The sequence below is a fragment of the Neobittarella massiliensis (ex Bilen et al. 2018) genome, from assembly GCF_014269355.1.
Lineage (GTDB): Bacteria > Bacillota > Clostridia > Oscillospirales > Ruminococcaceae > Neobittarella > Neobittarella massiliensis.
Genome location: NZ_JACOGI010000002.1, coordinates 334,416 through 358,224, shown reverse-complemented (window position 1 = coordinate 358,224; position 23,809 = coordinate 334,416). Strand labels below are relative to the sequence as shown.

General features: G+C 62.2%; 24 protein-coding genes. 4 read left to right on the top strand and 20 right to left on the bottom strand.

The features are described 5' to 3' along the window. Positions 1 to 152: 152 nt before the first annotated feature. The 17 genes from H8K20_RS10740 to H8K20_RS10660 form a co-directional block, all read right to left on the bottom strand. Positions 153 to 2,270, bottom strand: coding sequence for a polyribonucleotide nucleotidyltransferase (locus tag H8K20_RS10740; RefSeq protein ID WP_186488398.1), 2,118 nt, complete (start codon positions 2,268 to 2,270; stop codon positions 153 to 155). A gap of 358 nt (positions 2,271 to 2,628) precedes the next feature. Continuing rightward, positions 2,629 to 2,895 (bottom strand): 30S ribosomal protein S15, encoded by a 267-nt coding sequence (gene rpsO / locus H8K20_RS10735; protein WP_105205425.1) that lies wholly within the window; start codon positions 2,893 to 2,895, stop codon positions 2,629 to 2,631. Between the two features lie 190 nt (positions 2,896 to 3,085). Further along, entirely contained in the window at positions 3,086 to 4,009 is a 924-nt protein-coding gene (locus tag H8K20_RS10730) for a bifunctional riboflavin kinase/FAD synthetase (protein WP_186488397.1), read from the bottom strand. Further along, a complete protein-coding gene (truB, locus tag H8K20_RS10725; protein WP_207721551.1) occupies positions 4,003 to 4,893 on the bottom strand; it encodes a tRNA pseudouridine(55) synthase TruB in 891 nt (296 codons plus the stop codon). The genes H8K20_RS10730 and truB overlap by 7 nt, the downstream gene beginning before the upstream one ends. Then, complete coding sequence (locus H8K20_RS10720; RefSeq protein WP_186488396.1) at positions 4,890 to 5,846, bottom strand: DHH family phosphoesterase; 957 nt, start codon at positions 5,844 to 5,846, stop codon at positions 4,890 to 4,892. The genes truB and H8K20_RS10720 overlap by 4 nt, the downstream gene beginning before the upstream one ends. A 108-nt stretch (positions 5,847 to 5,954) precedes the next feature. Next, positions 5,955 to 6,329, bottom strand: coding sequence for a 30S ribosome-binding factor RbfA (rbfA, locus tag H8K20_RS10715; RefSeq protein ID WP_105205429.1), 375 nt, complete (start codon positions 6,327 to 6,329; stop codon positions 5,955 to 5,957). Between the two features lie 687 nt (positions 6,330 to 7,016). After that, entirely contained in the window at positions 7,017 to 9,332 is a 2,316-nt protein-coding gene (infB, locus tag H8K20_RS10710) for a translation initiation factor IF-2 (protein WP_105205430.1), read from the bottom strand. Positions 9,333 to 9,345: 13 nt separating this feature from the next. Further along, positions 9,346 to 9,657 carry a L7Ae/L30e/S12e/Gadd45 family ribosomal protein gene (locus H8K20_RS10705; protein WP_105205431.1) on the bottom strand — a complete coding sequence of 104 codons (312 nt, stop codon included), beginning with the start codon at positions 9,655 to 9,657 and terminating at the stop codon, positions 9,346 to 9,348. Further along, the gene (gene rnpM / locus H8K20_RS10700) at positions 9,647 to 9,919 is read right to left on the bottom strand and encodes an RNase P modulator RnpM (RefSeq protein WP_105205432.1); all 273 of its coding nucleotides are present in this window, start codon (positions 9,917 to 9,919) and stop codon (positions 9,647 to 9,649) included. Before rnpM ends, H8K20_RS10705 begins: the two co-directional genes overlap by 11 nt. Before the next feature lie 79 nt (positions 9,920 to 9,998). Then, on the bottom strand, positions 9,999 to 11,057 hold the full coding sequence (gene nusA / locus H8K20_RS10695; RefSeq protein ID WP_105205433.1) for a transcription termination factor NusA: 1,059 nt from the start codon (positions 11,055 to 11,057) through the stop codon (positions 9,999 to 10,001). A 4-nt stretch (positions 11,058 to 11,061) separates the two neighbouring features. After that, positions 11,062 to 11,556, bottom strand: coding sequence for a ribosome maturation factor RimP (locus H8K20_RS10690; protein WP_186488395.1), 495 nt, complete (start codon positions 11,554 to 11,556; stop codon positions 11,062 to 11,064). A 153-nt stretch (positions 11,557 to 11,709) separates the two neighbouring features. Next, positions 11,710 to 12,252, bottom strand: coding sequence for a stage V sporulation T C-terminal domain-containing protein (locus H8K20_RS10685; RefSeq protein ID WP_105205435.1), 543 nt, complete (start codon positions 12,250 to 12,252; stop codon positions 11,710 to 11,712). A gap of 229 nt (positions 12,253 to 12,481) precedes the next feature. Further along, positions 12,482 to 13,423, bottom strand: coding sequence for a nucleoside hydrolase (locus tag H8K20_RS10680; RefSeq protein WP_186488394.1), 942 nt, complete (start codon positions 13,421 to 13,423; stop codon positions 12,482 to 12,484). Between the two features lie 88 nt (positions 13,424 to 13,511). Further along, entirely contained in the window at positions 13,512 to 14,621 is a 1,110-nt protein-coding gene (locus H8K20_RS10675; protein WP_186488393.1) for a putative glycoside hydrolase, read from the bottom strand. 277 nt (positions 14,622 to 14,898) lie between these two features. Beyond that, on the bottom strand, positions 14,899 to 15,507 hold the full coding sequence (locus H8K20_RS10670; RefSeq protein ID WP_105205438.1) for an Rnf-Nqr domain containing protein: 609 nt from the start codon (positions 15,505 to 15,507) through the stop codon (positions 14,899 to 14,901). Positions 15,508 to 15,510: 3 nt separating this feature from the next. Beyond that, on the bottom strand, positions 15,511 to 16,188 hold the full coding sequence (locus H8K20_RS10665) for an Rnf-Nqr domain containing protein (protein WP_154866864.1): 678 nt from the start codon (positions 16,186 to 16,188) through the stop codon (positions 15,511 to 15,513). Positions 16,189 to 16,208: 20 nt separating this feature from the next. Next, the gene (locus H8K20_RS10660) at positions 16,209 to 17,156 is read right to left on the bottom strand and encodes an RnfABCDGE type electron transport complex subunit D (RefSeq protein ID WP_105205440.1); all 948 of its coding nucleotides are present in this window, start codon (positions 17,154 to 17,156) and stop codon (positions 16,209 to 16,211) included. A 120-nt stretch (positions 17,157 to 17,276) separates the two neighbouring features. On the opposite strand from H8K20_RS10660, the gene H8K20_RS10655 reads away from it, so the two are divergent. Next, positions 17,277 to 17,828: an adaptor protein MecA gene (locus tag H8K20_RS10655; RefSeq protein ID WP_105205441.1), complete on the top strand. Its 552-nt coding sequence runs from the start codon at positions 17,277 to 17,279 to the stop codon at positions 17,826 to 17,828. Between the two features lie 93 nt (positions 17,829 to 17,921). Here H8K20_RS10655 and rpe read toward each other — a convergent pair whose 3' ends face one another. Next, positions 17,922 to 18,584: a ribulose-phosphate 3-epimerase gene (gene rpe / locus H8K20_RS10650; RefSeq protein WP_105205442.1), complete on the bottom strand. Its 663-nt coding sequence runs from the start codon at positions 18,582 to 18,584 to the stop codon at positions 17,922 to 17,924. A gap of 264 nt (positions 18,585 to 18,848) precedes the next feature. Here rpe and H8K20_RS10645 point away from each other — a divergent pair, with 264 nt between their 5' ends. Continuing rightward, the gene (locus H8K20_RS10645) at positions 18,849 to 19,976 is read left to right on the top strand and encodes an aldo/keto reductase (protein ID WP_207721550.1); all 1,128 of its coding nucleotides are present in this window, start codon (positions 18,849 to 18,851) and stop codon (positions 19,974 to 19,976) included. 200 nt (positions 19,977 to 20,176) lie between these two features. Next, complete coding sequence (locus tag H8K20_RS10640; protein WP_186488392.1) at positions 20,177 to 20,707, top strand: GNAT family N-acetyltransferase; 531 nt, start codon at positions 20,177 to 20,179, stop codon at positions 20,705 to 20,707. Positions 20,708 to 20,963: 256 nt separating this feature from the next. Here H8K20_RS10640 and H8K20_RS10635 read toward each other — a convergent pair whose 3' ends face one another. Both H8K20_RS10635 and H8K20_RS10630 read right to left on the bottom strand, forming a co-directional pair. After that, positions 20,964 to 21,818 carry a nucleoside hydrolase gene (locus H8K20_RS10635; protein ID WP_186488391.1) on the bottom strand — a complete coding sequence of 285 codons (855 nt, stop codon included), beginning with the start codon at positions 21,816 to 21,818 and terminating at the stop codon, positions 20,964 to 20,966. Positions 21,819 to 21,832: 14 nt separating this feature from the next. Next, positions 21,833 to 22,780, bottom strand: coding sequence for a nucleoside hydrolase (locus H8K20_RS10630; RefSeq protein ID WP_186488390.1), 948 nt, complete (start codon positions 22,778 to 22,780; stop codon positions 21,833 to 21,835). A 125-nt stretch (positions 22,781 to 22,905) separates the two neighbouring features. On the opposite strand from H8K20_RS10630, the gene H8K20_RS10625 reads away from it, so the two are divergent. Further along, positions 22,906 to 23,517, top strand: coding sequence for a Crp/Fnr family transcriptional regulator (locus H8K20_RS10625; protein ID WP_186488389.1), 612 nt, complete (start codon positions 22,906 to 22,908; stop codon positions 23,515 to 23,517). Positions 23,518 to 23,809: the final 292 nt, after the last annotated feature.

Below are 23,809 nucleotides of genomic sequence, written 5' to 3'. Positions count from 1 at the left end.
GCACGGGGGAGCCGGTCTGCGGTACGGGGCCGCCTTTCGCGGGCCAGCCGGGGAGAGCGGCCTAAAAAAGAGCCCGGCAACGGCGGCTGGACGGCGCGCTGTTACCGGGCTCTTCTACCGATGTTTTTTAGGGGCAGTGGCTATTCCTGCGGCTACTCTTTGGCCTTTTTTGCCTTCTCGATCTCGTCGAGGGCCTCTTTGCGGGAGAGATTGATGCGGCCCTGGCGGTCTATCTCGATGACCTTGACCACCACCACGTCGCCGGGGTTCACCACGTCCTCCACCTTTTCGACCCGCTGGCGGTCGAGCTGGGAGATGTGGACCAGCCCCTCTTTGCCGGGGGCGATTTCGACGAAGGCGCCGAAGTTCATGAGGCGGGTGACCACACCTTTGTACAGCGCGCCCACCTCGGGGTCGGAGACGATGGTCTTGATGATGGTGATGGCGCGGTTGCAGCCCTCGAGGTCTACGCCGGAGACGTACACGCTGCCGTCGTCCTCGATATCGATCTTGACGCCGCACTCGGCGGTGATCTTTTGAATGACTTTGCCGCCGGAGCCGATGACTTCGCGGATCTTGTCGGGGTGGATGTTGATGGTGAGCATTTTGGGGGCGTACTGAGAGACCTGCTCTCTGGGGGCGGCGATAGCCTTAGCCATCACCTCGTCGAGGATGTAGAGCCGGGCTCTGCGGGTCTTTTCAAAGGCCTCGGCAATGATGTCGTAGGTGAGGCCGTCGTTTTTGATATCGACCTGGATGGCGGTGATGCCTTTATGGGTGCCGCCTACTTTGAAGTCCATATCGCCGAAAAAGTCCTCCAGCCCCTGGATATCGACCATGGTCAGGTGGCGGTCCCCCTCGGTCACCAGACCGCAGGAGATGCCCGCTACCGGGGTGCGGATGGGCACGCCGGCGGCCATGAGCGCCAGTGTGGAGCCGCAGATGGCCCCCTGTGAGGTGGAGCCGTTGGAGGAGAGCACCTCGCTGACGACGCGGATGGCGTAGGGGAACTCGTCCTGGCTGGGCAGCACCGGCACCAGCGCCTTTTCGGCCAGCGCGCCGTGGCCGATCTCGCGGCGGCCGGGGCCGCGGCTGGGCCGGGTCTCGCCCACCGAGTAGCTGGGGAAGTTGTACTGGTGCATGTAGGGCTTAAATTCCTGACTGTCGATGCCGTCGAGCTTTTGCTGCTCGGAGATGGGGCCCAGGGTGACGACAGAGAGCACCTGGGTCTGGCCGCGGGTGAACATACCGCTGCCGTGGACCCGGGGCAGCAGGTCGACCTCGGCGGCCAGCGGGCGGATCTCGTCGATGCTGCGGCCGTCGACCCGCTTGCCTTCATCCAGCAGCCAGCGGCGCACGATGGTCTTTTGCAGCTTGTAGATGCAGTCGTCCAGCAGCTTGCCCTGCTCGGGATACTGCTCGTCGAGCTGGGCGTGTACCCGCTCGTACACCGGGCCCAGCGCCTTGTCGCGGATGCGCTTGTCGTCGGTATCCAGCGCCACCCGCAGCTCGTCCTCGACCAGCGCGCACACCTGCTCGTACATCTTTTCGGGCAGGGCCTGGGACTCGAACGGCAGCTTTTCCTTGCCGATCTTCTGCTGGATATCCAGAATAAAGTCGACCATGCGCCGGATCTCGGCGTGGGCGGCTTTGATACAGTCGAGCATGGTGTCGTCGTCGATCTCGTTGGCGCCGGCCTCGATCATGACCACTTTTTCTCTGGTGCCGGCCACTGTGAGGTGCAGGTCGGAGGCGTTTTGCTGCTGCTCGCTGGGGTTTAGGATCATCTGCCCGTCGACCAGGCCCACCATGGCGCCGGCAATGGGGCCGTTCCAGGGGATATCGGAGATGGACAGGGCCACAGAGGCGCCCAGCATGCCGGCTATCTCGGGTGAGCAGTCGGGGTCGACCGACATGACGGTCATGACGACCGAGACGTCGTTGCGCATGTCTTTGGGGAACAGCGGGCGCAGCGGCCGGTCGACCATGCGGCAGGCCAGGATCGCCTTGTCGGAGGGGCGGCCCTCACGCTTTAAAAAGGAACCGGGGATCTTGCCCACCGAGTAGAGCTTTTCCTCGAAATCGACCGACAGGGGAAAAAAGTCAATCCCGTCGCGGGGCTTGACCGACATGGTGGCGTTGCAGAGCACCGAGGTCTCGCCGTAGCGGACCATACAGGAGCCGTTGGAGAGGCCACACATTTTGCCGGTCTCGATCTGCAGGGGCTTGCCGGCGAAGGTGGTCTTGAACACGCTGTAGTTATCGAACATCTGGCTTCCTCCGTTTTCCGGGAGCGGCCGATATTTTAGCGGCAGAGCCTACACCAGACCGGCTGATGTACGCTTTACTGCTAAAACGATAGGCCTTTTCTCCCCTATTTTTGTCATTTTACCTATATAATTCAGATTATACGAGAAAACCAGAGCCGTGTAAAGAACTGTCCTTTTTTTCGTGAATGTGTGGAGAACCCCGCTTATTTTTTGTACAGAACACAAAACAGAAGATTTCCCGAGAAATAGCCGGCGGCAGCTCGCCCCGGGCGAAAGCGGGGCGGCGGGGCGAAAGCGGCGCGAAAAAAGATATAAAAAAGGGCCGGACGCATGCGTCCGGCCCTTTTTGGCAGTGTGCTTATTTGCGGATACCCAGCTTTTTGATGATGGCGCGGTACCGCTCGATATCGGTCTTGATCAGGTAGTTGAGCAGGTTGCGGCGCTTACCGACCATCTTTAGCAGGCCGCGTCTGGAGTGGTGGTCGTGGCTGTGCTCTTTCAGGTGCTCGTTGAGATGGTTGATGCGGGCGGTGAGAATGGCGATCTGTACCTCCGGCGAGCCGGTGTCTTTCTCGTGTACGCGGTTCTCCTCGATGATCTGGGTCTTGTTCTCTTTGATGTTCATGCTTTTCACCTCATATAAAATTCGCATTGCCGCTGGCGTAGTATTGGGCTGGTGAAGCGCCCAAAGCGGCTGTATCACCGCAGGGCTTGCCCCCAAAACCAGGCGCAGGGCCGTACAAGTTGTATTATACCACAGAAAAGTGCGGCAAGTAAAGTACTTTTTACCGGGCGGTGGCTGCCGATCGGGGCGGTCAGGGCTGCCGGCCCGCAAAGGTGCGGCGGGCGGTCTGCACGTCTTTTTGCACCTGATCGTAGAGCGCCTGCACCGAGGAAAACTTCTGCTCGGGGCGCAAAAAGTCGAGCAGCTCGACGGTGGCCGGCTGGCCGTACAGGTTGCCGGAAAAGCCGAGGATATTGGTCTCGGCCAGCGGCAGCGCGCTGCCCACGGTGGGTTTTACCCCCACATTGGTGATGCCCCAGTAGCGGCCGCCAGGCAGATAGACCCGCGACAGGTAGACCCCAAAGCGGGGCAGCACCATCTGCGGGTCGATGGGCAGATTGATGGTGGGGAACTGCATGGTGCGGCCCAGCTGGTTGCCGCGCTGCACGGTGCCCTGCACCTGATAGGGGTGGCCGAGCATCTGCGCCGCCCGGCTTACCTGGCCGGCGGCGATGAGCCGGCGGATGCTGGTGGAGCTGATCTCCTCGCCGCCCAGGCGCACCTCGCCCACCACCGACAGCTCGACGCCCATCTCGGCGCAGAGCGCGCCCAGCGTATCGACATTGCCGGCGCCGTTTTTGCCGAAGTGAAAGTCGAAACCGCAGCAGACCCGGCGCGCCTGCAGCTGCTGGCAGAGCACCTGCTGCACGAACCGGCGGGGACTCATGCCGCGAAACTCGGAAAAGTCGGGGGTGAGCACCAGCTGCACCCCCAACTGCTGGAGCAGCTGGTGCTTGCGCTGCTCGGTGATGATGCGGCCCTGGCCGGACTTTTTGCTGCCGTCGCCGCCCTGTACGGTAAAGGTAAACACCGCCGGGCGCAGCGCCTGACCGGCACCGGATACCGCCTGGCTGATGACTGCGGCGTGTCCCAGATGGATGCCGTCGAAAAAGCCCAGCGCCACCGAGGTTGGCTGCAGGCTGCAAAATTGCAGAGTCGTGGCGATCTCTAACACGGTGCACCTCCCAAAAACAGGCGCAGCACCTTGAGCTGGCCCTCCTGTAACTGTGCGACGCCCAAAAAGCCCTGCGGCCCGTATATCCGCATGGGGCCGGGGACCGGGTCTGTCAGCTGGTCGGCCCGCAGGCGCACCCCGTTGCAAAACAGCCGCGCGTGAAAGGCGCTGAGTGTGCAGGCCGGATAGGGCAAAAACACCCGCTCCACCGGCAGAGCCAGCTGGCAGAGCTGCTGTTTTTGCGCCTCGGCCTGGGTGAGGGTGATACAGTCTTTGAGGGTGAAGCCAGCCGAGCGGGTGCGCTGCAAAGCGGTCATGGTGGCGCCGCAGCCCAGCGCCCGGCCCAGGTCGTCGATCAGGGTGCGTATGTAGGTGCCTTTGGAGCAGAGCACCCGCAGGTGATAGCTGTTTGGCTCTGGGCCCTGACCGGTGAGCTCCAGCTCGTGGATGGTGACCGGGCGGGACTCGCGCGCGACCTCGACCCCCTGCCGGGCCAGATCGTACAGGCGGTGGCCGTCTACCTTGACCGCCGAGTACATGGGCGGCACCTGGCGGATGTGGCCGCGAAAGGCGGCGAGGGCCTCTTTGACCCGGGCGGGGCCGACGGTGACCGGGCTGCGGCTCAACACGGTGCCGGTGCGGTCGAGGGTGTCGGTGGTGTATCCCAGACAAAAGGTGGCCAGGTATTCTTTTTGATCGTCGCAGACCATGTCGCAGGCGCGGGTGGCGCTGCCCAAAAACAGCGGCAGCACACCGGTGGCCATGGGGTCGAGGGTGCCGCCGTGGCCGATCTTTTTTTGGCCGGCGATGCCCCGCATTTTGGCCACCACGTCAAAGGAGGTAAAGCCCTCCGGTTTGTCGATACAGAGTATACCATTGATCATAGCGGTTTTAAAAAGTCCTTTACCAGTGTGAGCAGTTGCTCTTTGACTTGTTTTAGCGTGCCGGTGAGCTGGCAGCCGGAGGCGCGGATGTGGCCGCCGCCCCCCAGCTGCCGGCACAGTGCGCAGGCGTCGACATAGGTGCTGGTGCGCACCGACACCTTGTACACCCCGGCCTCTTTCTCCTTGATGGTGATGCCCACCTCTACCCCCTCTATCTGCCGGGGCAGGGCGGTGAGGCCGTCGAGGTCGCTCTGTTCGATGCGGCTGTCGGCCATGTCCTGCAGGGTGATGACCGCCAGCGCACAGCGGTCGTCGTAATAGAATTCCAGCGACTGCATCAGCCGGTTCTCGGCCATGATGCGGGCGCGGGAACGGGTGTCGAATACCTCCCGCCCGATGGTGCCGTTGTCGGCCCCCCACTCCACCAGTTTGGCAGCGGTGTAAAAAGTCTGGGCGGTGGTGTTTGCGTAGCGAAAACAGCCGGTGTCGGTAGCCAGGCCACAGTAGAGACAGTTGGCGATGTGGCTGCTGGGGGCCACGCCCATCTGCTCCAGCACGGCAAAGATCACCTGGGCGGCGGCAGCGGCGGTATCGTCGAGACAGAGCGCCGCCGCATAGCCGGTGTTGGAGACGTGGTGATCGATACACAGGTCCACCTTGTCGCCGTATGCCCCTTCCAGCCGACCCATGAGCTTTTTGTCGGCGATATCTACCGCCACGATGAGCCGGGGCTCGAACTTCTCGTCGCGGTAGCCGCGCAGCATAAAGCGGAACTTGCCCGATATCTCGTCGGGGCAGAGCACCCGCGCGCGTTTGCCCAAACTCTTTAGCCCAAAATACAGGCCGTAGCCGCTGCCCAGGGTATCGCCGTCAGGGCTGTGGTGGCACAAGATCAAAATATCGTCGTGGCCAAGCAGCATATCCGCCGCCTGTTTTACAGTCACTCTCTCCATGGCTTGTCCTCTTTTCCTGTGGGCGGCCGCCGGTGCCGGGGCCCCCAAACAGAGCAGTCCCGGCCGCGGCCTGCCAAGTGCAGCACCTCCCAGGCCGGGACAGCAGTGTTATTCCGGCTGGCTGTTGCCGCCGGGATGGCTTTCGTGTAGATCGTCGAGCATTTTGAAGATGTGGGTGGAGTGCTCGATAGAGTCGTCGGCGACGAAGCGGAACTCCGGTGCCCGACGCAGCTTGAGCCGGTGGGTGATCTCGCGCCGGATGAGGCCGGCGGCGCTGCGAAAGCCCTCCACCGCCTCGGCCGCGCTGTCTTTGCCCTCCAGCGAGCTGACATACACCGTGGCGTAGGACAGATCGCTGGTGACATCCACCTTGACGATGCTGATGAGACCCTGCTTGATGCGGGGGTCTTTGAGCCGGCGCATCACGTCTACCAGCTCTTTTTTCACATCTTCAGAAATGCGATTGACTCGATAAGAAGGCATGTTTTTTCCTCCTGCGCTCTCGCTTTTCTATTTAGTGTACCCATTTGCCGCCCACCTGTGCGGGCGGCGGGGATGGTAATATTTGTGTTGTACGAGCCGGTCGCTCGGGGTCGCGGCCGCGCTGCCACACCTCTACCCACGTTTTGGACAGATAGTGCCGACCTGTTCGGCGTGCGGCAAACGCCGCTGCGCAACCGGACATGCGCCGGCACAGCAGCTCCTCTCGCAGGTAGGCGCGGTGAGCGCCCGCCTGTGCCTGGGGGTGCCTTACATAAAAGATGGTATACGATTGGCCGAACAACTGGCCGCACAACAGTGTAAATACCTCTTTATTAGGTCCACCAGACCTTAACCTGCGTTTTGAACAGACAAATTAAATCTGTTCGCCGCACGGCGAACTCCTATCAGGCCGCTTCTGCGGCCTGGGGGGAGATTTCAAAGAGAGGGGGGACGGAGGAGGGCGGCAGCCTGCACGATTGGCCCCCACATCCGTATAGCTCCTCTTTCCAAAGGGCTATCAGACTTCTTCCCGCGTTTTGAACAGACAAGTTCAATCTGTTCGCCGCTCGGCGAACTCCTATCAGGCCGCTTTCGCGGCCTGGAGGGAGATCTCAAAGAGAGGGGGGACGGAGGAGGGCGGCAGCCCGTGCGATCGGCCCCCCTCTTTTGATGGGTAAAACATTTGTTTTAATCGCGATACTCTTCCAAAATATACGCCTCGAAGAAGTCGCCCTCTTTGATGTCGTTAAACTTGTTGAGGCTCATGCCGCACTCGTAGCCCTGCGCCACCTCTTTGACGTCGTCTTTGAAGCGCTTGAGGGAGGCCAGCTCGTCATCGGCGATGATGATGCCGTCGCGGACGATGCGGATCTTGGCGTTGCGGGCGATCTTGCCCTCGGTGACGTAGCAGCCGGCCACGGCGCCCACATTGGAGATGCGGTACACCTGGCGCACCTCGGCCCGGCCCAGATCGACTTCGCGGATCTTGGGGGCCAGCATGCCTTTCATGGCCGACTTGATCTCTTCGATGGCATCGTAGATGACCCGGTACAGCCGCATATCTACGCCGGACTCCTCGACTTTTTTCTTGACCAGCGCGTCGGGACGGACGTTAAAGCCAACCACCACGGCGCCGGTAGTCTCGGCCAGCATGATATCGGACTCGGTGGGGGCGCCCACGGCACCGTGGATGACCCGCACCCGCACCTCGTCGCCGGAGAGCTTCTCCAGCGACTGCTTGACCGCCTCGACCGAGCCCTGTACGTCGGCCTTGACGATGATGGGCAGCTCTTTGACCTCGCCCTCCTCGATCTGGCTGAAGAGGTTCTCGAGGGTGACCTTTTTGTAGGAGTTGAACACTTCCTGTTTCTGCTGGTACTTTCTCTTCTCGACCAGCTCGCGGGCCAGTTTCTCGTTCTCGACGGCGCTCCAGTCGTCGCCGGCGGCGGGCACTTCGGCCAGGCCGGTGATCTCGACGGGGGTGGAGGGGCCGGCCTCTTCGAGGGCGTTGCCGCGCTCGTCGGTCATGGCGCGCACGCGGCCCACGGCAGTGCCGGCGATGAGCACATCGCCTTTGTGCAGGGTGCCGTTTTGCACCAGCAGCGTGGCCACCGGGCCGCGGCCCTTATCGAGCTTGGCCTCGATGACGGCGCCTTTGGCCATGCGGCCCGGGTTTGCCTTGAGCTCTTTTACGTCGGCGGTGAGCATCACCATCTCCAACAGGGTGTCGATGCCCTGATGGGTGGCGGCCGATACCGGCACACAGATCACGTCGCCGCCCCACTCCTCGGGCACCAGCTCGTACTCGGTGAGCTCCTGCATGACCCGGTCGGGGTTGGCGGCGGGTTTATCCATCTTGTTGATGGCCACGATGATGGAGACGCCGGCCGCCTTGGCGTGGTTGATGGCCTCGACGGTCTGGGGCATGATGCCGTCGTCGGCGGCCACCACCAGAATGGCGATATCGGTCATCAGGGCGCCGCGGGCGCGCATGGCGGTGAACGCCTCGTGGCCCGGGGTGTCGAGGAAGGTGATCTCGCGGCCGTCTACCTTTACCTTGTAGGCGCCGATGTGCTGGGTGATGCCGCCGGCCTCGCTGGCGGTGACTTCGCTCTGGCGGATGGCGTCGAGCAGGCTGGTCTTGCCGTGGTCGACGTGGCCCATGACCACCACTACCGGCGGACGGGTGACCAGATCCTCGTCTTTGTCCTCCTCCTCGGTGAACAGCCGCTCTTCCAGCGTGACCACCACTTCTTTTTCCACCACGGCGCCCAGCTCGGTACCGGCCAGATAAGCGGTATCGTAGTCGATGACGTCGCTGATGGAGGCCATGATGCCCAGGGGCATCAGCTTTTTGATGACCTCGGTGGCGGTGACCTTTAAGCGGGAGGCCAGCTCCCCTACGGTGATCTCCTCGGGGACGGTGATCTTGAGGGGCTGCTTTTTGACCTTGGCCATGCGCAGCCGCTGCAGGCGCTGCGCCTCGGTCTCCACCTTTTTGCCGCCTCTAAAGCGGCCGCCGCGGCCCGGGCGCCGGCCAAATTTCTGCTTGCCGGCGGTGGGGTTTTTGGTCTTGGGGGTGGAGGGGGCGATCTGCTCGTAGCGCTGGTTGAATTTGTCGAGGTTCACATCGACGGTGCGGGTCTCGACGTGGCGCAGTTTTTTGGCCTCTTTGGCGATCTCCTCGGCCTGCTTGGCGGCTTTGGGGTCCTCTTTTACCGGCAGGGTGACCGTCTGCAGCTTCTCGGCCGGTTTTTGCTTTTTGGCCTTGGCGATCTTTTTGGGGTTTTTGGGCGGCTGGGGCCGCTTCTCTAAGTAGCTGTCGAGATTGGGCGCCTGGTTTTGCGCGGTGAGTTTTTCAAAGACGTAGTTGAGCTGGTCGTCGTCGAGCACCGTCATATGCTTTTTGGAGAGGTCTACCCCGCGGTCCTTGAGCAGGTCCATAATATCTTTGCTGGGCAGATCCATATCCTTGGCGATCTCATGTATTCTATGTTTTATCATATACACAGTCCTCCTATTGGTCACAGGCTAAAAGTTTTTGTAGGCCGCTGGCAAATCCGTCGTCACAGACGCACAGCACCGCGTATTCCCGGTGCAGTTTCGAGGCGATATCCCGCCGGGACAGGCCGGTGTGCCGGAGGGGCACCCCGGCGCGCTGGCAGTAGTATGCCGCCTCTTTCGCCGTTTTTTCCGACGCGTCGCACGCCAGCAGGCAGAGTTTACCCTCACCCTGTAAAACCGACGTCTTGACACTGTCAAAGCCGTAAGACAGCTTGCCCGCCCGACGGCACAGCGAGAGCATGCTGAGTACCTTTTCACTCTCCATGGGCAGCCATCTCCTGAAGCAGAGATTCGTACACCTCGGGGGATATCTGCGCCGAAAGCGCCTTTTCCAGCCGTCTGGCTTTCTGAGCTTTTTTCAGGCAGTCGGGGCAGGGGCACAGATAGGCCCCCCGCCCCGGCTTTTTGCCGGTGGCGTCCAGAGAGATCTCGCCCTCTTTGTTGCGGACCACCCGCAAAAGCTCCCGCTTATCCTTTTGTGTACCGCAGCCGATACACATGCGCTGCGGTATGTGTTTTTTCACCAACGTGTAAAAACCTCCCCCTCATGGTGTACGCTGTATGATCAAGGGGCGCCGCCGGCCCTGCCGGCAGGCCCCGTTTATGCTATTCCTCTTCGCCGTAAAAGCCGCTCTCGGGCCGGATATCGATCTTCCAGCCGGTGAGTTTGGCGGCCAGGCGGGCGTTTTGGCCCTTGTTGCCGATGGCCAGCGAGAGCTGCCCATCGGGCACCGACACCCGGCAGGTGTGCAGCTCGGGGTCGAGGATCTCGACGCCCACCACAGTGGCCGGGCTCAGCGCCTCGGAGATAAAGGCCACCGGGTCTTCGGACCAGCGGACGATATCGATCTTCTCGCCGGCCAGCTCGTCGACGATGGCGGCCACGCGGGCACCTTTGGGGCCGATGCAGGCGCCGACCGGGTCGACGTCCTCGTTTTTGGACCACACGGCGATCTTGGTGCGGCTGCCCGCCTCGCGGGAGACGGCCTTGATCTCGACGGTGCCGTCGTAGATCTCGGGCACCTCCATCTCGAACAGGCGCTTGACCAGGCCGGGATGGGTGCGGGAGATCATGATCTTGGGGCCGCGGTCGGTGGCCAGCACATCGACGATGTACACCTTGACCCGGTCGCCTTCGCGCAGCTCTTCGCCCTCGACCTGCTCGGACTTGATGAGCACCGCCTCGGCTTTGCCCAGATCGACGGTGACGAAGCCCTTGACCGGGTCGACCCGCTGCACCGTGGCGGTGACGATCTCGTGCGCCTTGGACTGCATGTCGCGCACCATCATGCCGCGCTCGGCCTCGCGGATGCCCTGACGGATGACATGCTTGGCCGTTTGGGCGGCGATGCGCCCGAATTCTTTGGTCTTGAGCTTCATGTGGACCACGTCGCCCAGCTTGGCGTTTTTGTCGTAGGTGAGCGCCTGGTCGAGGAGCACCTCGGTCTCGGGGTCTTCGACCACCTCCACCGCCGTTTTGACCAGGTACACCTCGAACTTGCAGGTGGCGGGGTCGAGCTCCACCAGCACGTTGTCCTCGCCGGCGTCGTAATCCTTTTTGACGGCGATGACGATGGCGTTTTTGATCTTATCCAGCAGGTAGTCGGCGCTGATGCCTTTCTCTTTCTCCAAGAGCGCCAGGGCCTCAAAAAATTCGGTGTTCATCTTTCTAGTTTCCTCCCATTTCCAGTTGCTCTATGTCCACAGCCTGTACCCGCACCGCCTGAGTCAGGTCCACGGTGACCTGGCCGGCCTCTGTCTGCAGGGAGATACTGTTTCCCTCTTTTTGTAAAAGCTGGCCCTCCAACTCTTTTTTGCCGTCTTGCGGGCGGATGAGCAGCACCCGCACCGGCTTGCCGATATAGGCGGCAAAGTGGGCCTCGCGGTGCAGCACCCGCTCGATACCGGGGGAGCTGACCTCTAAGTAATAGCTGTCGGGGATGGGGTCTTTTTCGTCGAGCACCTTACTGAGCGCGCGGCTGACCTTTTCGCAGTCGTCGATATCCACGGCCGGGTCTCTGTCGATGATGACCCGCAAAAACCAGTCTGAGCCCTCTTTTATATAGAGTACGTCCCACAGCTGCACGCCGCACTGCTCGCAGATGGGCTGGGCCAGCTGGGTGACCAGAGCGGCGGTGTTGCCGCCTTTTGATCTCTTTGCCAATACATTGCCCTCCATAAAAACGAAAGAGCGGGAAACCCCACTCTTTCGACCATCCTTTATTCTACCGTAACTAGTTTAGCATACCAGCCGGCCAAATGCAAGCCATTTTGGCGCTAAATCCCGCTTATTTGGCCGATCTGCACCCCTTTTTCCCTACCCCTCGATCTGCTTGCCCAGGAATGAGGCGGCGGCGATGACCAGCTTGCTCTCGGCTTCGCCGGCGACGTCCTGCTCGTCGGAGCAGAGCATCAGCACGCAGCCCACCACGTCGCCGGCGCTGATGATGGGGGCGGCCACACAGGCGGCGCGGTCGATGCCCTCGATGGGCAGCACTTCCTCGGCGTCGCTGGCGGTGCGGGCGTAGACGCGGCGCTCTTTGCAGAGGTTCTCGGTCCACTCGGTGATCCGGCGGTCGAGCACCTCTTTTTTAGAGATGCCCGCCGCGGCGATGGCGGCGTCGGCGTCGGTGATGACCACCGGCAGGCCGGAGGTCTTGCCCAACACCTCGGCGTAGGTGGTGGCAAAGGCCGACATCTCCCCCATGGGGGAATATTTTTTAAAGATGACCTCGCCGCCGTTGTCGGTGTAGATCTCCAGTGGGTCCCCTTCGCGGATGCGCAGGGTACGGCGTATCTCTTTGGGGATGACCACCCTGCCCAGGTCATCGATTCTTCTCACTATTCCGGTCGCTTTCATGGCTTTTCCTCCCTATATCGCAAGCATAGTGTGCAAGATTTCTCTACACTATTATTTACAGTACAGGGAAAATTTATGCCGCCTGTCGGCCATATACGGCGGTTTCTTTTAGACGCTGCCAAAATTGTCAAGGGGCGCGGGATCGGGGCGAAAAAACAAGTTTGTGCGCGATCTTAAACGATCGACATAGGGGGCAGGGACAGCGGGGTGAGGCGGGGCGCGGCGGGGCTCACTGCTGGGACGCGAGGTAGAACTCTAAAAAGGCCGGCACATCTACCGACTTGGCCAGCAGCACATTACCCCCGCCGGGCTGGCCGGAAAACGGGTCTCTGTCCTCCACCGTGACGCCGCGGGTGTACCGGCCCTGGGTCTCGACCAGGATATGGGTTTTTTCAAAACAAAACAGCTCGGGGCGCAGGGCAGCGGCCACCGCCATACAGTCGTGGGCGCCGCAGGCGGCGCAGTAGCGGCCCTCGCTGTCCCCCGGCGGGGTGCCCCAGCGCGCCAGCATGGGGGCGAAGGTGTATTTTTTCCACAGCCGCACCAGCTCCTGCAGCAGCTCGCCCCCCGGCAGCCGGCGGGCAAACAGCGCGTCTTGCACCGGCTGGCTGATGTCGGTGGCCAGCGTCACCTCCAGCCCCAACTGCAGGATGTCCATGCCGCTTTCGAACACCAGCTGGGCGGCTTCGGGGTCGGAGGTGATGTTGCCCTCGGGGTAGGCGCGGGTGGTCATGCCGCCCATGAGCACCAGCTTACAGCGGCGCATCACCTGCGGGGCGCGCTGCACGGCCAGCGCGATATTGGTGAGGCAGCCCAGCGCCACCACCGTGAGCTGGGGGCAGCGCTCTGCCGCCTGTACCAGCGCCGCCGGCCCGTCGGCGGGCAGCCGGGCGGTGTCAAACGGGGGCTGCAGCACCCGGCACTGGGGCGGCTGCTCGCCGGCATCTACCCGGCCGGCCAGCGGCTGGGCTGCCCCGGCGTACACCGGCACCCCGGGCGCGCCGCAGGCGGCACACAGCTGACTGGCCAGCTGGGCGCGGCGGGCGGTATTTTTGTACACCGTGCTGACCCCCACCACCCGGGCGCCGGGACAGCGCAGGGCAAAGGCCAGCGCCAGCGCGTCGTCGACGTCGTCGCCGATATCGGTATCGATCCACAGTTGTTTTTGCATCTGCATCTCCTCTGCTGGTCATGCCGCCCGCGGCCGGGAGGCGACAGAAAAAGGCGGCGCGGGAAACACCCGCGCCGCCTTATGTGTGCTAGCTGTTATAAAATTGCCCCTTGGTCTGCTGGGTGATGCTGGTCCCCTGGGGGCCAAAGGCGATGACGCCGGGAATTTTTTGCTGGTAGTAGTCGTAGAGCTTTTGGCTCACCTCTTGCTGGGTGGCGCCGCTGGACACCGTGTAGTCGCCCAGGACCGTGCCGGCCTCGACGGTACCGAGGGCGGTGTCGAGGTAGAAACGGTCAGCGGTGAGGGCCTTGTAGTTCACCTCGTTGACGCTGTCCTCGTACAGCCACTGGTTGTCGTAGACCAGGGAGAGGATACCGCCTTTCTCGCCCACGGCAGTCTGCAGCTGCTGGATGAGATCCTGCAGTGCGCTCTGCTTGGTTTGGCTGGCGGAGGTAAAGCCGAAGTTCATCATGCTCTGGCTGAGGCCGTTGGGGTACACAGCGTCTTTGAGCACGATCTCGCTGACGCCTTTTTCGCAGAGCTCGGCGCACAGCGACTGCAGGTATTGGCGGGTGGACCCGGCATTTGGATTGAGCCAGGGCTTGCCGCCGTTGGCGGCGGTATCGTCGAGCCAAATGTAGCTGCCGTCGCCGTAGAGGATGGCGCTGGATTTATCGTACCCGGCCATGAGCGGATCTTTGAGGGCCGAGAGCACAGCGGCGACCTGGATATCTTTTTCTTTGCAGGCGGCGATGAAAGCGTCCAGGTCCACCGCCTGATCGGAGATGGCCCCGGCGGCCGACGCCTGCTGGTTTTGGCTGCGGTAGTAGAGCATGCCGCTGTCGTCTTTGAGCTCGATGAGCACTCGGGTGACGCCGGCATCGGCCAGGCCGGCCACGGTGTCGCTGATCTGCTGGGGGGTGGCCAGCTGGCTGCGGTCGACCGACCGGTAGCTGTCGTCTTTTTTCTCGACCGGTTTTTCGGTGCTGCTGGACGCGGCGCTGGAGGACTTGCTCAGGTCTGGTTTGGAGCCGCTGTACTTGCCGCTGAGAAAGTTGACCACCGGCCCGTAGGCGCAGTAGCCGATAAAGGCCAGCACCGCCAGCCCGGCCACCCACAGCACCACCCGGCGGGCGATGGCCCGGCGGTCGGTGCGGTAGATTTTGTTGTATCGCTTGATCTTATATCGCTTTGCCATCACAGCACCCCTGTTGTCGCTACTACATTTGCGCGGCGGCCGGCAGCGCATCTGCCCGGCCACATCGCAAGCCCCATATCTTCGCTGCCGCCCCGTACCGGCCCGCTGGGCCGGCGGCGGCCAAAATCATCTTTTTGTACCCGCGGCCGGCAAACAGGCCGAAAACAGCCGTTTGCCGGTGCTCGCTCCCCTAGAGTATACACTCTTTGCCGGCGAAAAGGACAGGTTTTTATAAGCTTTTTTAAAAAATTTAAAAAACGTTCACAGGTCGGGCGGGTCAGAAGCTGAGCTGGTAGCCGGTAAAGCCGTAGATGCACAGACTGAGGATGGCGATGTACAGCAGCGTGACCGGCAGCCCCTTGAAGGAGCGGGGCACGCTCCTGTTTTGTATTTTGCGCTGGCCCTCGGCCACATATACGGTGGCCACGGTAAAGCCCAGACCGCTGCCCAGGCAAAAGCCCATGGTCTGCAGCAGGCTGTAGCTCTGGCTGGAAGAGAGCAGCAGCGCGCCCAGCACGGCGCTGTTAAACATGGCCAGGTGCAGATGGGGCCGTATTTTTTGCAGGCGGCGGGCGATGGGCGCCCACTTAATTCTGCCCAACACCACAGATATGACAAAATATACGCCCACCATGCATAAAATAAAGATAAACGGCCGCCACGCATAGGCGTTTTGGAAGTTTTGCAGCGGAAAGCTGACCAGGTAGGTAAATACGCTGGTGATGGTGACCGAGATGGTGGTGAGAGCACCAAAGGTGACCATGTTGCCCATATCGTCTACCAGCGCCAGCGCCCGGTCTAGGCCCAGCGCGCGGGAGAAGATGGCATTCTCGGCGAAGATGGCCACCACGGCGTATACCAGAAAGTTGGCGGTAAAGCCTGCCATGTGCTACTCCTCCTCCTTTTTATTGATCCAGTGGCGAAAGCTGTTGTTGCAGTAGCGGAAGCCCGCCGCGGCTAAGCCGATGACGAAAAAACCGAAAAAAGGCATGGCTACCGCCTCGGACACGGGGGGAAAACCGGTGTTTTTGCCCCACAGTGTGCCGTAGGCCAGCAGCTCGCGCAGGGCGCCCAAAAGGCAGATGAGCAGCGTGAAGCCCAGGCCGGTGCAGAGCATGTCTAAAAATCGGCCGCCCCTGACCCCCAGCTCGATATACAGGTCGCATTTGGTGAGGATGAGCGAATCGACGATGAGGATGGGCAGATACAGCCCCACGTTGGTGGAGATAAAGGGGAAAAACTGGGTGAGCAGTATGGACACCGGCACGAATAGCACCGCTGCCAGCAGCGCCGAGACGATGGTGCGATACACCTCGTCGAGTTTTTTGCACAGCCAGCTGACCAGCAGCACCGTGGGCAGCACGATGAGGAAAAAGCCCACCGACAAGATCCAGGCTGCCTTGAGCGACTGGGTGGCGACGATGGCCGGGGCGATGGCCAGCCCCTGCATGAGCACCGGGTGTTTGGAAAAGAGGCCGGAAAAGCGGTCGAGCTTATCCTGCCGGGCACCGATGTACTGGCGCACCCGCTCTTTTCTGGCGCGCATTTTGCGCAGTAATTTTTTCATGGGTCCTCCTCCTTTGGCGGCTATACCCTGGTCTGGTAGTAGCGGCCCTGGGCCAGCGTCACCTTGCGGTCGATAAAGGCGGCCACAGCGTTGACGGCGATGGCGGCAAAACACGCCCCCATGGGGTAGGCGCCGTAGTAGCGAAACAGCATGGTGACCACCCCGAACAGCGCCCCATAAATGAGTTTAGAGATATTCTTTTTGGGGGCGGTGACCGGGTCACCGACTAAAAACAGCGCGCAGAACACTATCGAGCCGGAGAACACCTCGATAAACAGCGAATCGAGCCGGGTGGTGTGGATGCGGGGAAAGAAGTAGGCCACCGCCGACACGGCGCAGAGGAAAGACACCGGCAGCTGCCAGGAGATGCGCTTTCTCACCAGCAGCAGCACCGCCGAGGAGAGCACCACCACCACGCTGACGCCGCACAGCGGGCCGGCATAGTTGCCGACGATCAGCTCGATCTTTTCTAAAAAGGGCATGCCGCCGACCTTGAGCGACTCGAGCGGCGAGGTGGTGAGCACCAGATCATCGCCCAGAATGAGCGGAACCTGGGTAAAGGGCTGCGGGTAGCGGTAGAGCACGGTGGGCCAAAACAGCGACAGAAAGGCCACCGATACGGCGGCGGGATTAAAGATGTTGTTGCCGTAGCCGCCAAAGGCGTTTTTGGCGATGACCACCGCCACGAAAGACCCCACCACCGCCATCCAGTAGGGGGCGCTGGCGGGCATGAACATGGTCATGATGGCCGCGCTCACCCAGGAGGAGATGTCGTGGAAATCGAAGGGCTCCTGGCGCAGCTTGGCGCAAAAGGCATCGAACAGCCAGGCCGACAGCACCGCCACTGCGCAGAGCAGCAGCGGCCGGGGCCCGTACATCAGCACCGCCATGACCCACAGTGGGACCATGGCCAGCAGTACGTCACGGGACTGGGAGAACCGCCCGTAGACCGGCGAACTCTTATTCATAGTAAAAAGGCTCCATTTCTCGCCGCCGGCTGGCGGCCGTTCTACATACCCGCTGCGCGCCGGCCCTGTGACCGGGGACCGGGGGCGGGCAAAACATCGCGGGATGCGGAGGGAAAAGCGTTGAACATCAAGCTCATCGACCAGAACAGACTCAAGATATGCCTGAAGACCGAAGAGGTGGGGCAGATGCGGCTGGACATCGCCAATTTAAAGATCGACGACACCGCCACCAAGGCGGCCATGGTGCGGCTGCTGGGGCAGGCCAAGAGCGCCACCGGTTTCTCCTCCTCACTGGAGGAACTGTTTATTGAGGTGTACCCGCACCCCGAGGGGTGCGACCTGTACTTTACCAGCTTTACCCCCGGCAGACCCCAGGCGCCGCGGGCCCAGGTGTTTGAATTTGACACTTTGGCCCACTGCACCCAGGCCTGTATGCAGCTGTTCTGCCGCTTTTCGCACCGCATTTTTAAAAGCGGGCTATACAGCCAGGAGGGGCGTTACCGGCTGTGCCTGCACCCGCTGTGCGGCGACGACCCGGTGTTTTCGCCCCTACTGGGGGAGTACGGCCGCTGGGTGGGCACCGGCGACATCTCTTTGGCTATGACCCAGGAGCATTGGCGCTGCATAGAGGCAGAAGACGCGCTGGAAAAGATCGTGTACTACCTGGGATAGAGGCGCCGCACCACAAGCGTGCAGGCGGGGCAGCGGCTGACCCTTTGGGTGATAGCCGCCGCCCCGCCTGCCGTTTTTTGCAGTGGAGCAGCCTTACAGGGCTGCCTGGGCGGCCTGACGCAGCTGGGGTACCGCGGCGATGGGGTCGGGCGCGCCGAAGATGGCCGAGCCGGCCACCAGCACATTGGCGCCGGCAGCCGCCACCAGCGGGGCGGTGGCACTGTCGATACCGCCGTCTACCTGGATGTCGATATCCCGGCCCAGCGCATTTGCCCGCTCGCGGATGGCGCTTATTTTGGGCAGCATGTCGGCCATGAATTTCTGGCCGCCAAAGCCGGGCTCGACGGTCATGACCAGGACCATATCGAGCTGGTCGAGGTAGGGCAGCACCGCCTCGGCCGGGGTGCCGGGTTTTACCGACAGCGCGGCCTTGATGCCGTGGCTCTTTATCTTGTCGATGGTCGCCTGCACATCGCTGTCGCTCTCGACGTGGAAGGTGATCAGGTCACTGCCGGCGGCGGCGAAGTCGTCGATGTAGCGCAGCGGGTCGGAGATCATGAGGTGCACGTCGAAAAACAGGTCGTTTTTAGGGCGCAGGCACTTGACGATGGGGGCGCCCAGGGTGAGGTTGGGCACGAAGTGGCCGTCCATCACGTCGATGTGCAGCATATCGACCCCGGCCGTTTTCATTTTGGCGCATTCGCTCTCGAGATTGGCAAAGTCACAGGACAAAATAGAGGGAGAGATCTTGATCATGAAAAGTTCCCCTTTCTGGCAGCAGAGCGGGCCGGCTGGGCCCGCTGAAAACTCATAAATACTCAATTTACATTTTAGTACATCGGCAAAAAATAGTCAATTTTATGGGAGTCTTTGCTTTTCATTTTGTAGCTTATGTGGTATTTTTATAGAGAGAGAAGCGCTATTTATGGGGAGAAACCCCAAAGGGGCCCACTCCCCTTTGGGCGGGCGGCGGTACCGCCGCCGCACCCGCGCCCCACGACAGGAGGAGGGAACCACTCTATGAACCGCAGAGAGCTTACCGGGCTGGGCATTTCCACACCGCTTTTGGGCTTTGGCACCATGCGCCTGCCCCAGGATGAAAACAAGGTCATCGACCAGGCCCACGTGCAGAAGATGGTGGACCTGGCCATGGAAAAAGGGGTCAATTACTTTGACACCGCCTACCCCTACCACGAGGGCAAGTCGGAGGTGTCGGTGGGGCTGGCCCTGCAGAAATACCCCCGCGACAGCTACCTACTGGTGGATAAACTGCCCATGTGGGAGGTAAAGGAAAAAGCCGATATGGAGCGCATTTTTAACACCCAGCTGGAGCGCTGCCAGACCGATTACTTCGATATTTACCTGCTGCACTCGATGGACGCCTCGTCGTTTGCCAAGGCGGTGGAATTTGGCGCCTATGATTTTGTGCGCCAAAAGCAGCGTGAGGGCAAGGTGCGGTTCGTGGGTTTTTCGTTCCACGACGCGCCGGACGTGCTGCAGCACATCGTCGACACCTACACCTGGGATATCGCCCAGATCCAGCTCAACTACATAGATTGGGAGATGCAGCACGCCGACTTGCAGTACCAGATCCTCACCGACGCCGGCATCCCCATCATTGTGATGGAGCCTGTTCGCGGCGGATTTTTGGCCAACCTGCCCGACGCGGCCCTGGCGCCGCTGCAGGAGGCGCGGCCCGACAAGTCGGCGGCCAGCTGGGCGCTGCGCTGGGTGGCCGGCCACGAGAACGTGAAGGTGATACTCAGCGGCATGGGCTCGGTGGAGATGATGGCCGACAACATCGACACGTTGGGCGACTTTGTGCCGCTGGACAGTGCCGAGCAGGCGGCGCTGGAGCGGGCCGTTGCGGCGCTGGAGGCCATCCACGCGGTGCCCTGTACCGGCTGCCGGTACTGTATGGACTGCCCCTTTGGGGTGGATATCCCCCGCATCTTTGCCATCTATAACGACTACAAAAAGCACCAGAACCAGTTTATCTGCAAGACCAGCTACCTAAAAGACACCCCGCCCGAGCACCGGGCCGACCAGTGTAAGCGGTGCGGCAAATGTATGGATCACTGCCCGCAGCACATCCGCATCCCCGACCAGCTGGCCGAGATCCACCAGGAGATCCTGGCGATGCCCTAGACAGCATGAGAGCACACAGGGGAGCCGCAGCGCGCGGCTCCCCTGTTTTTTGTTTGCGGAGCCCGACCGGTGGAGCGTGCCTTGCCCCACTGTGCAGAGCGCGGCGGCGCCCGGTATCAAAAGAAGATTTTACGCGCCGGCGCAGCTGCGGTATAATAGCCGGTGTACCGTTAAAAGAGCGAGAGATAGGAGTTTTGCCAATGGCTAAGATCAGAAAAGGGACCGGGGCGGACATAGCCCAAATCGCCGAGATCTACGCGCACATTTTGACACAGGAGGAGTGCGGGAGAGCGGCGATCGGCTGGATACGGGGCGTTTACCCCACCGAGCAGACCGCACGGGAGGCGCTGCAGGCCGGGGAGCTGTTTGTGATGGAGGAGGACGGCGCCGTTGTTGCGGCGGCGCGGATCAACCAGACCCAGATGCCGGCCTACCGAGACGCCCCCTGGAGGTACCGGGACGTGGACGACACTCAGATCATGGTGCTGCATACGCTGGTGGTGGAGCCGGCGTGTGCCGGTAAGGGCTATGGGAGCGCCTTTGTGCGGTTTTATGAACAGTACGCGCGGGAGCACCACTGCCCGTACCTGCGCATGGACACCAACGCCAGGAACACGGCGGCGCGAAAGCTGTATGCGCGCCTGGGGTATTGGGAGGCGGGCATCGTCCCCTGTGCGTTTAACGGCATACCCGACATAGAGCTGGTGTGCCTGGAGAAGGTACTGCGGTGACCACCTGAGAGCGGCAGGCCCGCTGCGGCGCGGCTGCTGATCTGCCAGGCCGGAGAGACTGGTACCGCGGCGGCGAAGAGAGCGCCGGCACGATGTGCCGGCGCTCTTTTTGTTGTGCGCTCCCAGCAGTACAGGGAGGATGCTGCGGGCTGTGTTTTTGGTACTGTAGCCAAAAATGGGGACTGCACACCGCTTATTGCCCACCTCCCCCACCCGCTACCGGAGCGGGCGGCCCCGACCGGACCGCGCGCAACCTTTACTGTGCCGCGTCCAGGACTTTTAACAGCTTTGGGGCGTTGAGCGACTGGGCCCAGAGCATATCGAAGCACTGGTCGAAGTTGGCCTTTTCGTGCAGCAGCAGACGGCCGCGGCAGGGGCCTGGCAGCACCTCTACCTCGGCGTGAAAGCGCTGCCAGGCGGCAGTCTCGGGATGCAGGTACGCGGTGGCGGCGATGGCTTTGGCAAGATCGATGGGATCGGGGGTGGTGTAGTCGAGCCAGTCGCGGTGTTTTTGCTGCGGTGCGGGCAGATCCAGCGCCCGGCTGATACCGGCCAGATCGGCGGCGGTAAAGCCGGCCTCTATCACCGGGTCGAGACCGATGAACTGGTAGGGGATGTCGCTCTCTAACACGATCTGCGCCGCCAGCGGGTCGGCCCAGAGGCCGAACTCGCTGTAGGGGCCGGCATCGCCAAACTTGCGGGCGCCGCCCAGCACGGTGATCTTTTTGATGAGGTGGCGCTGGTCGTGGTACTTTTTGATAAAGATGGCCAGGTTGGTGAGCGGACCGGCGGCCAGCAGCTGGATGTCGCCGCCGGCGGCCAGTGCCGCGCGGTAGATGGCGTCCCAGGCCCAGGTATCTTGCGGCTCCGGGTCTGGCCAGGCGGCAAAGCGGTACTCGCCAAACAGGGGGCCGGCGGCGCCCAGATAGATCGGGACGCTGTCTGGGCCGCCCAGACACTGCTGCAGTGCCCGGCGGGCATCCTGCACCGGCTGGCGGCCGTACACGGCGGTGACCGCCTGCAGCTGGTGCTGCTTAGACGCGCGGCACAGGCGCACCACCGCCGGCAGGTCGGGGGTGAGGCCGATATCCAGTAACAATTTTTCTCTCATGGTCGCTTCTCCTCTCAGGCAAAGTAGCGGGCGGCGCTGAACACCAGCTGCACAAAGCGCCGGCGGTCACAGTCGTAGGCCACATCGGTGTTGGGCGGGCAGGCCTGCCGGTCGGACCCGGGGCCGGTGACATGGGTAACCGAACAGCCCCGGGTGCGCTGACCGAACACATCGATCTCGACAAAATAGGGGCGGGTCTTTACGATGGTGGAGTCGATGAGCCAAGCCACCGGCACCGAATCGTGGGGCAGCACCGTGCCAAGGCCCTCGGAGGTGCGGTACATCTTGTAGTAGTCGAACATCTCGGCCATCAGGGTGCCGCCGGTGGTGCCCAGCGCCCGCAGCTGCTCTACTTCTTCCAGCGTGAGCACCGCCTTCCAGGTGACGTCCAGCCCGCACATGAGGATAGGCACCCCTGCCTGGAACACGATGTGGGCGGCGTCGGGATCGTGCCAGAAGTTGAACTCGCTGGCTGGGTCTACGTTGCCCGACGCGGCCGAGCCGCCCATGAGCGCGATGCGGGCCAGCTTGTGTTTTAAGTCGGGGTGGGCCAACAGCGCCGCGGCCACGTTGGTGAGCGGACCCAGGGCGATGAGGGTCATGGGCGCGTCGCAGCTGCAGGCGGTGCGGTAGATGAAGTCGCAGACATTTTCGTCGAGAGGTGCTTTTTGAGTGGGGCGAAAGACCGGGCCGTCGAGACCGGTGCGGCCGTGCACCGAGACGGCCGGGCGGCAGGGACCGCGAAACGGTTTGGCGATACCGCGCAGCACCGGGATATCGGTGATGCCCAACCGGTCGAACACCTTGAGCATATTGTCGGGCAGGTAGTCGAGCAGGCCGTTGCCCGGCACACAGGTGATGCCGCGGATGTCGAACTTGCCGCTGGCGATGGCCATCATAATGGCGCCCACGTCGTCGTGGCCGGGATCGCAGTCGATGATGACCGGCATTTTTTTACACATGGTAGTTCCTCCTTTTATCGTCGCGTGGTGTTTGTGTTATACTGTATATAAAAGCCGGCACCGCTGCCGCAGCGGTACTAGACCGGATAGCCGTCGGGTTGCCGAAAGCGCTGGAGGTGGAACTTATGGACCTGATCTTACACATGCCCGACTGGGTGCGCGAAGCTGCCAAAGAGCTGTGCTTTGCCCCTGACCAGCCGCTGTTTATGCCCGGCGACTGCGCCGAGCGGGTGTACTTTTTGCTGCAGGGGCGGGCCGACATCTGGTGTATGTCGCCCCAGGGGCAGCGGGTGCAGCTGCAGCAGCAGGGGCCGGGCAGCTGTGTGGGCGAGATGGAGGCATTGACCGGACACGCGCTGGTCAATGCCGTAACGGCGGTGACTAGCTGCCGCTGTTTGGCGCTGCCGGCCGACACCTTTTTGCAGTGGGCGCGCGCGGACGCCGACCTGGCGTGGCAGCTTATGCGGTACCTGGCCCACACGGCGCTGGAATTTGGGGCTTTTGCCGCGGTGGGCATTTCCGGCCAGCTGGCGCAGAAGGTGGCCTACCTGCTGCTGTACAGCCCCGACGGGCAGCAGACCCGGGCCCAGCTGCTGGCGCGTACCGGCGCCTCGGGCCGCAATTTGAACCGGGTGCTGCGCCGCCTGCAGCAGCTGGGCTGTATCAGCGCCGGCGGTACGGTGGTGCGGGTGTGCGACAGAGAGGCCCTGTTTTCAGTATACTGCAGCGACCGCTAGGCCCGCCAAGGACAGCTGTCCGCGCAGTTTGGGGCGGCGGGCGGCAGGCAGCTGCGGCCCCGGGATGCCGGGCAGCAAAAAAGCGCACCGGAGAGCGGCAGGAGCCGCTTTTCGGTGCGCTGGGTGGTGTGTGCGGCCCCGCGGGGGGCGCGCGCCGGCACACACCTCTATATAAACGGGTACCGGCATGCGCGGGACCCAACACCGCATACTATGCCGGGGCGGGCAGGCGGGTACAAAAGAGCGGGGCGCCGATGGTGGGCGCCCCGCTCTTTTTGCCGGCCGGACCCCA

Excerpts from the sequence above, each read along its gene's own strand:
- H8K20_RS10740 (WP_186488398.1), bottom strand. The coding sequence starts at position 2,270 with ATGTTCGATAACTACAGCGTGTTCAAGACCACCTTCGCCGGCAAGCCC.
- rpsO (WP_105205425.1), bottom strand. The coding sequence starts at position 2,895 with ATGAACATCAAAGAGAACAAGACCCAGATCATCGAGGAGAACCGCGTA.
- truB (WP_207721551.1), bottom strand. The coding sequence starts at position 4,893 with ATGATCAATGGTATACTCTGTATCGACAAACCGGAGGGCTTTACCTCC.
- H8K20_RS10720 (WP_186488396.1), bottom strand. The coding sequence starts at position 5,846 with ATGGAGAGAGTGACTGTAAAACAGGCGGCGGATATGCTGCTTGGCCAC.
- rbfA (WP_105205429.1), bottom strand. The coding sequence starts at position 6,329 with ATGCCTTCTTATCGAGTCAATCGCATTTCTGAAGATGTGAAAAAAGAG.
- infB (WP_105205430.1), bottom strand. The coding sequence starts at position 9,332 with ATGATAAAACATAGAATACATGAGATCGCCAAGGATATGGATCTGCCC.
- H8K20_RS10705 (WP_105205431.1), bottom strand. The coding sequence starts at position 9,657 with ATGGAGAGTGAAAAGGTACTCAGCATGCTCTCGCTGTGCCGTCGGGCG.
- nusA (WP_105205433.1), bottom strand. The coding sequence starts at position 11,057 with ATGAACACCGAATTTTTTGAGGCCCTGGCGCTCTTGGAGAAAGAGAAA.
- H8K20_RS10685 (WP_105205435.1), bottom strand. The coding sequence starts at position 12,252 with ATGAAAGCGACCGGAATAGTGAGAAGAATCGATGACCTGGGCAGGGTG.
- H8K20_RS10680 (WP_186488394.1), bottom strand. The coding sequence starts at position 13,423 with ATGCAAAAACAACTGTGGATCGATACCGATATCGGCGACGACGTCGAC.
- H8K20_RS10675 (WP_186488393.1), bottom strand. The coding sequence starts at position 14,621 with ATGGCAAAGCGATATAAGATCAAGCGATACAACAAAATCTACCGCACC.
- H8K20_RS10670 (WP_105205438.1), bottom strand. The coding sequence starts at position 15,507 with ATGGCAGGCTTTACCGCCAACTTTCTGGTATACGCCGTGGTGGCCATC.
- H8K20_RS10665 (WP_154866864.1), bottom strand. The coding sequence starts at position 16,188 with ATGAAAAAATTACTGCGCAAAATGCGCGCCAGAAAAGAGCGGGTGCGC.
- H8K20_RS10660 (WP_105205440.1), bottom strand. The coding sequence starts at position 17,156 with ATGAATAAGAGTTCGCCGGTCTACGGGCGGTTCTCCCAGTCCCGTGAC.
- rpe (WP_105205442.1), bottom strand. The coding sequence starts at position 18,584 with ATGATCAAGATCTCTCCCTCTATTTTGTCCTGTGACTTTGCCAATCTC.
- H8K20_RS10645 (WP_207721550.1), top strand. The coding sequence starts at position 18,849 with ATGAACCGCAGAGAGCTTACCGGGCTGGGCATTTCCACACCGCTTTTG.
- H8K20_RS10640 (WP_186488392.1), top strand. The coding sequence starts at position 20,177 with ATGGCTAAGATCAGAAAAGGGACCGGGGCGGACATAGCCCAAATCGCC.
- H8K20_RS10635 (WP_186488391.1), bottom strand. The coding sequence starts at position 21,818 with ATGAGAGAAAAATTGTTACTGGATATCGGCCTCACCCCCGACCTGCCG.
- H8K20_RS10630 (WP_186488390.1), bottom strand. The coding sequence starts at position 22,780 with ATGTGTAAAAAAATGCCGGTCATCATCGACTGCGATCCCGGCCACGAC.
- H8K20_RS10625 (WP_186488389.1), top strand. The coding sequence starts at position 22,906 with ATGGACCTGATCTTACACATGCCCGACTGGGTGCGCGAAGCTGCCAAA.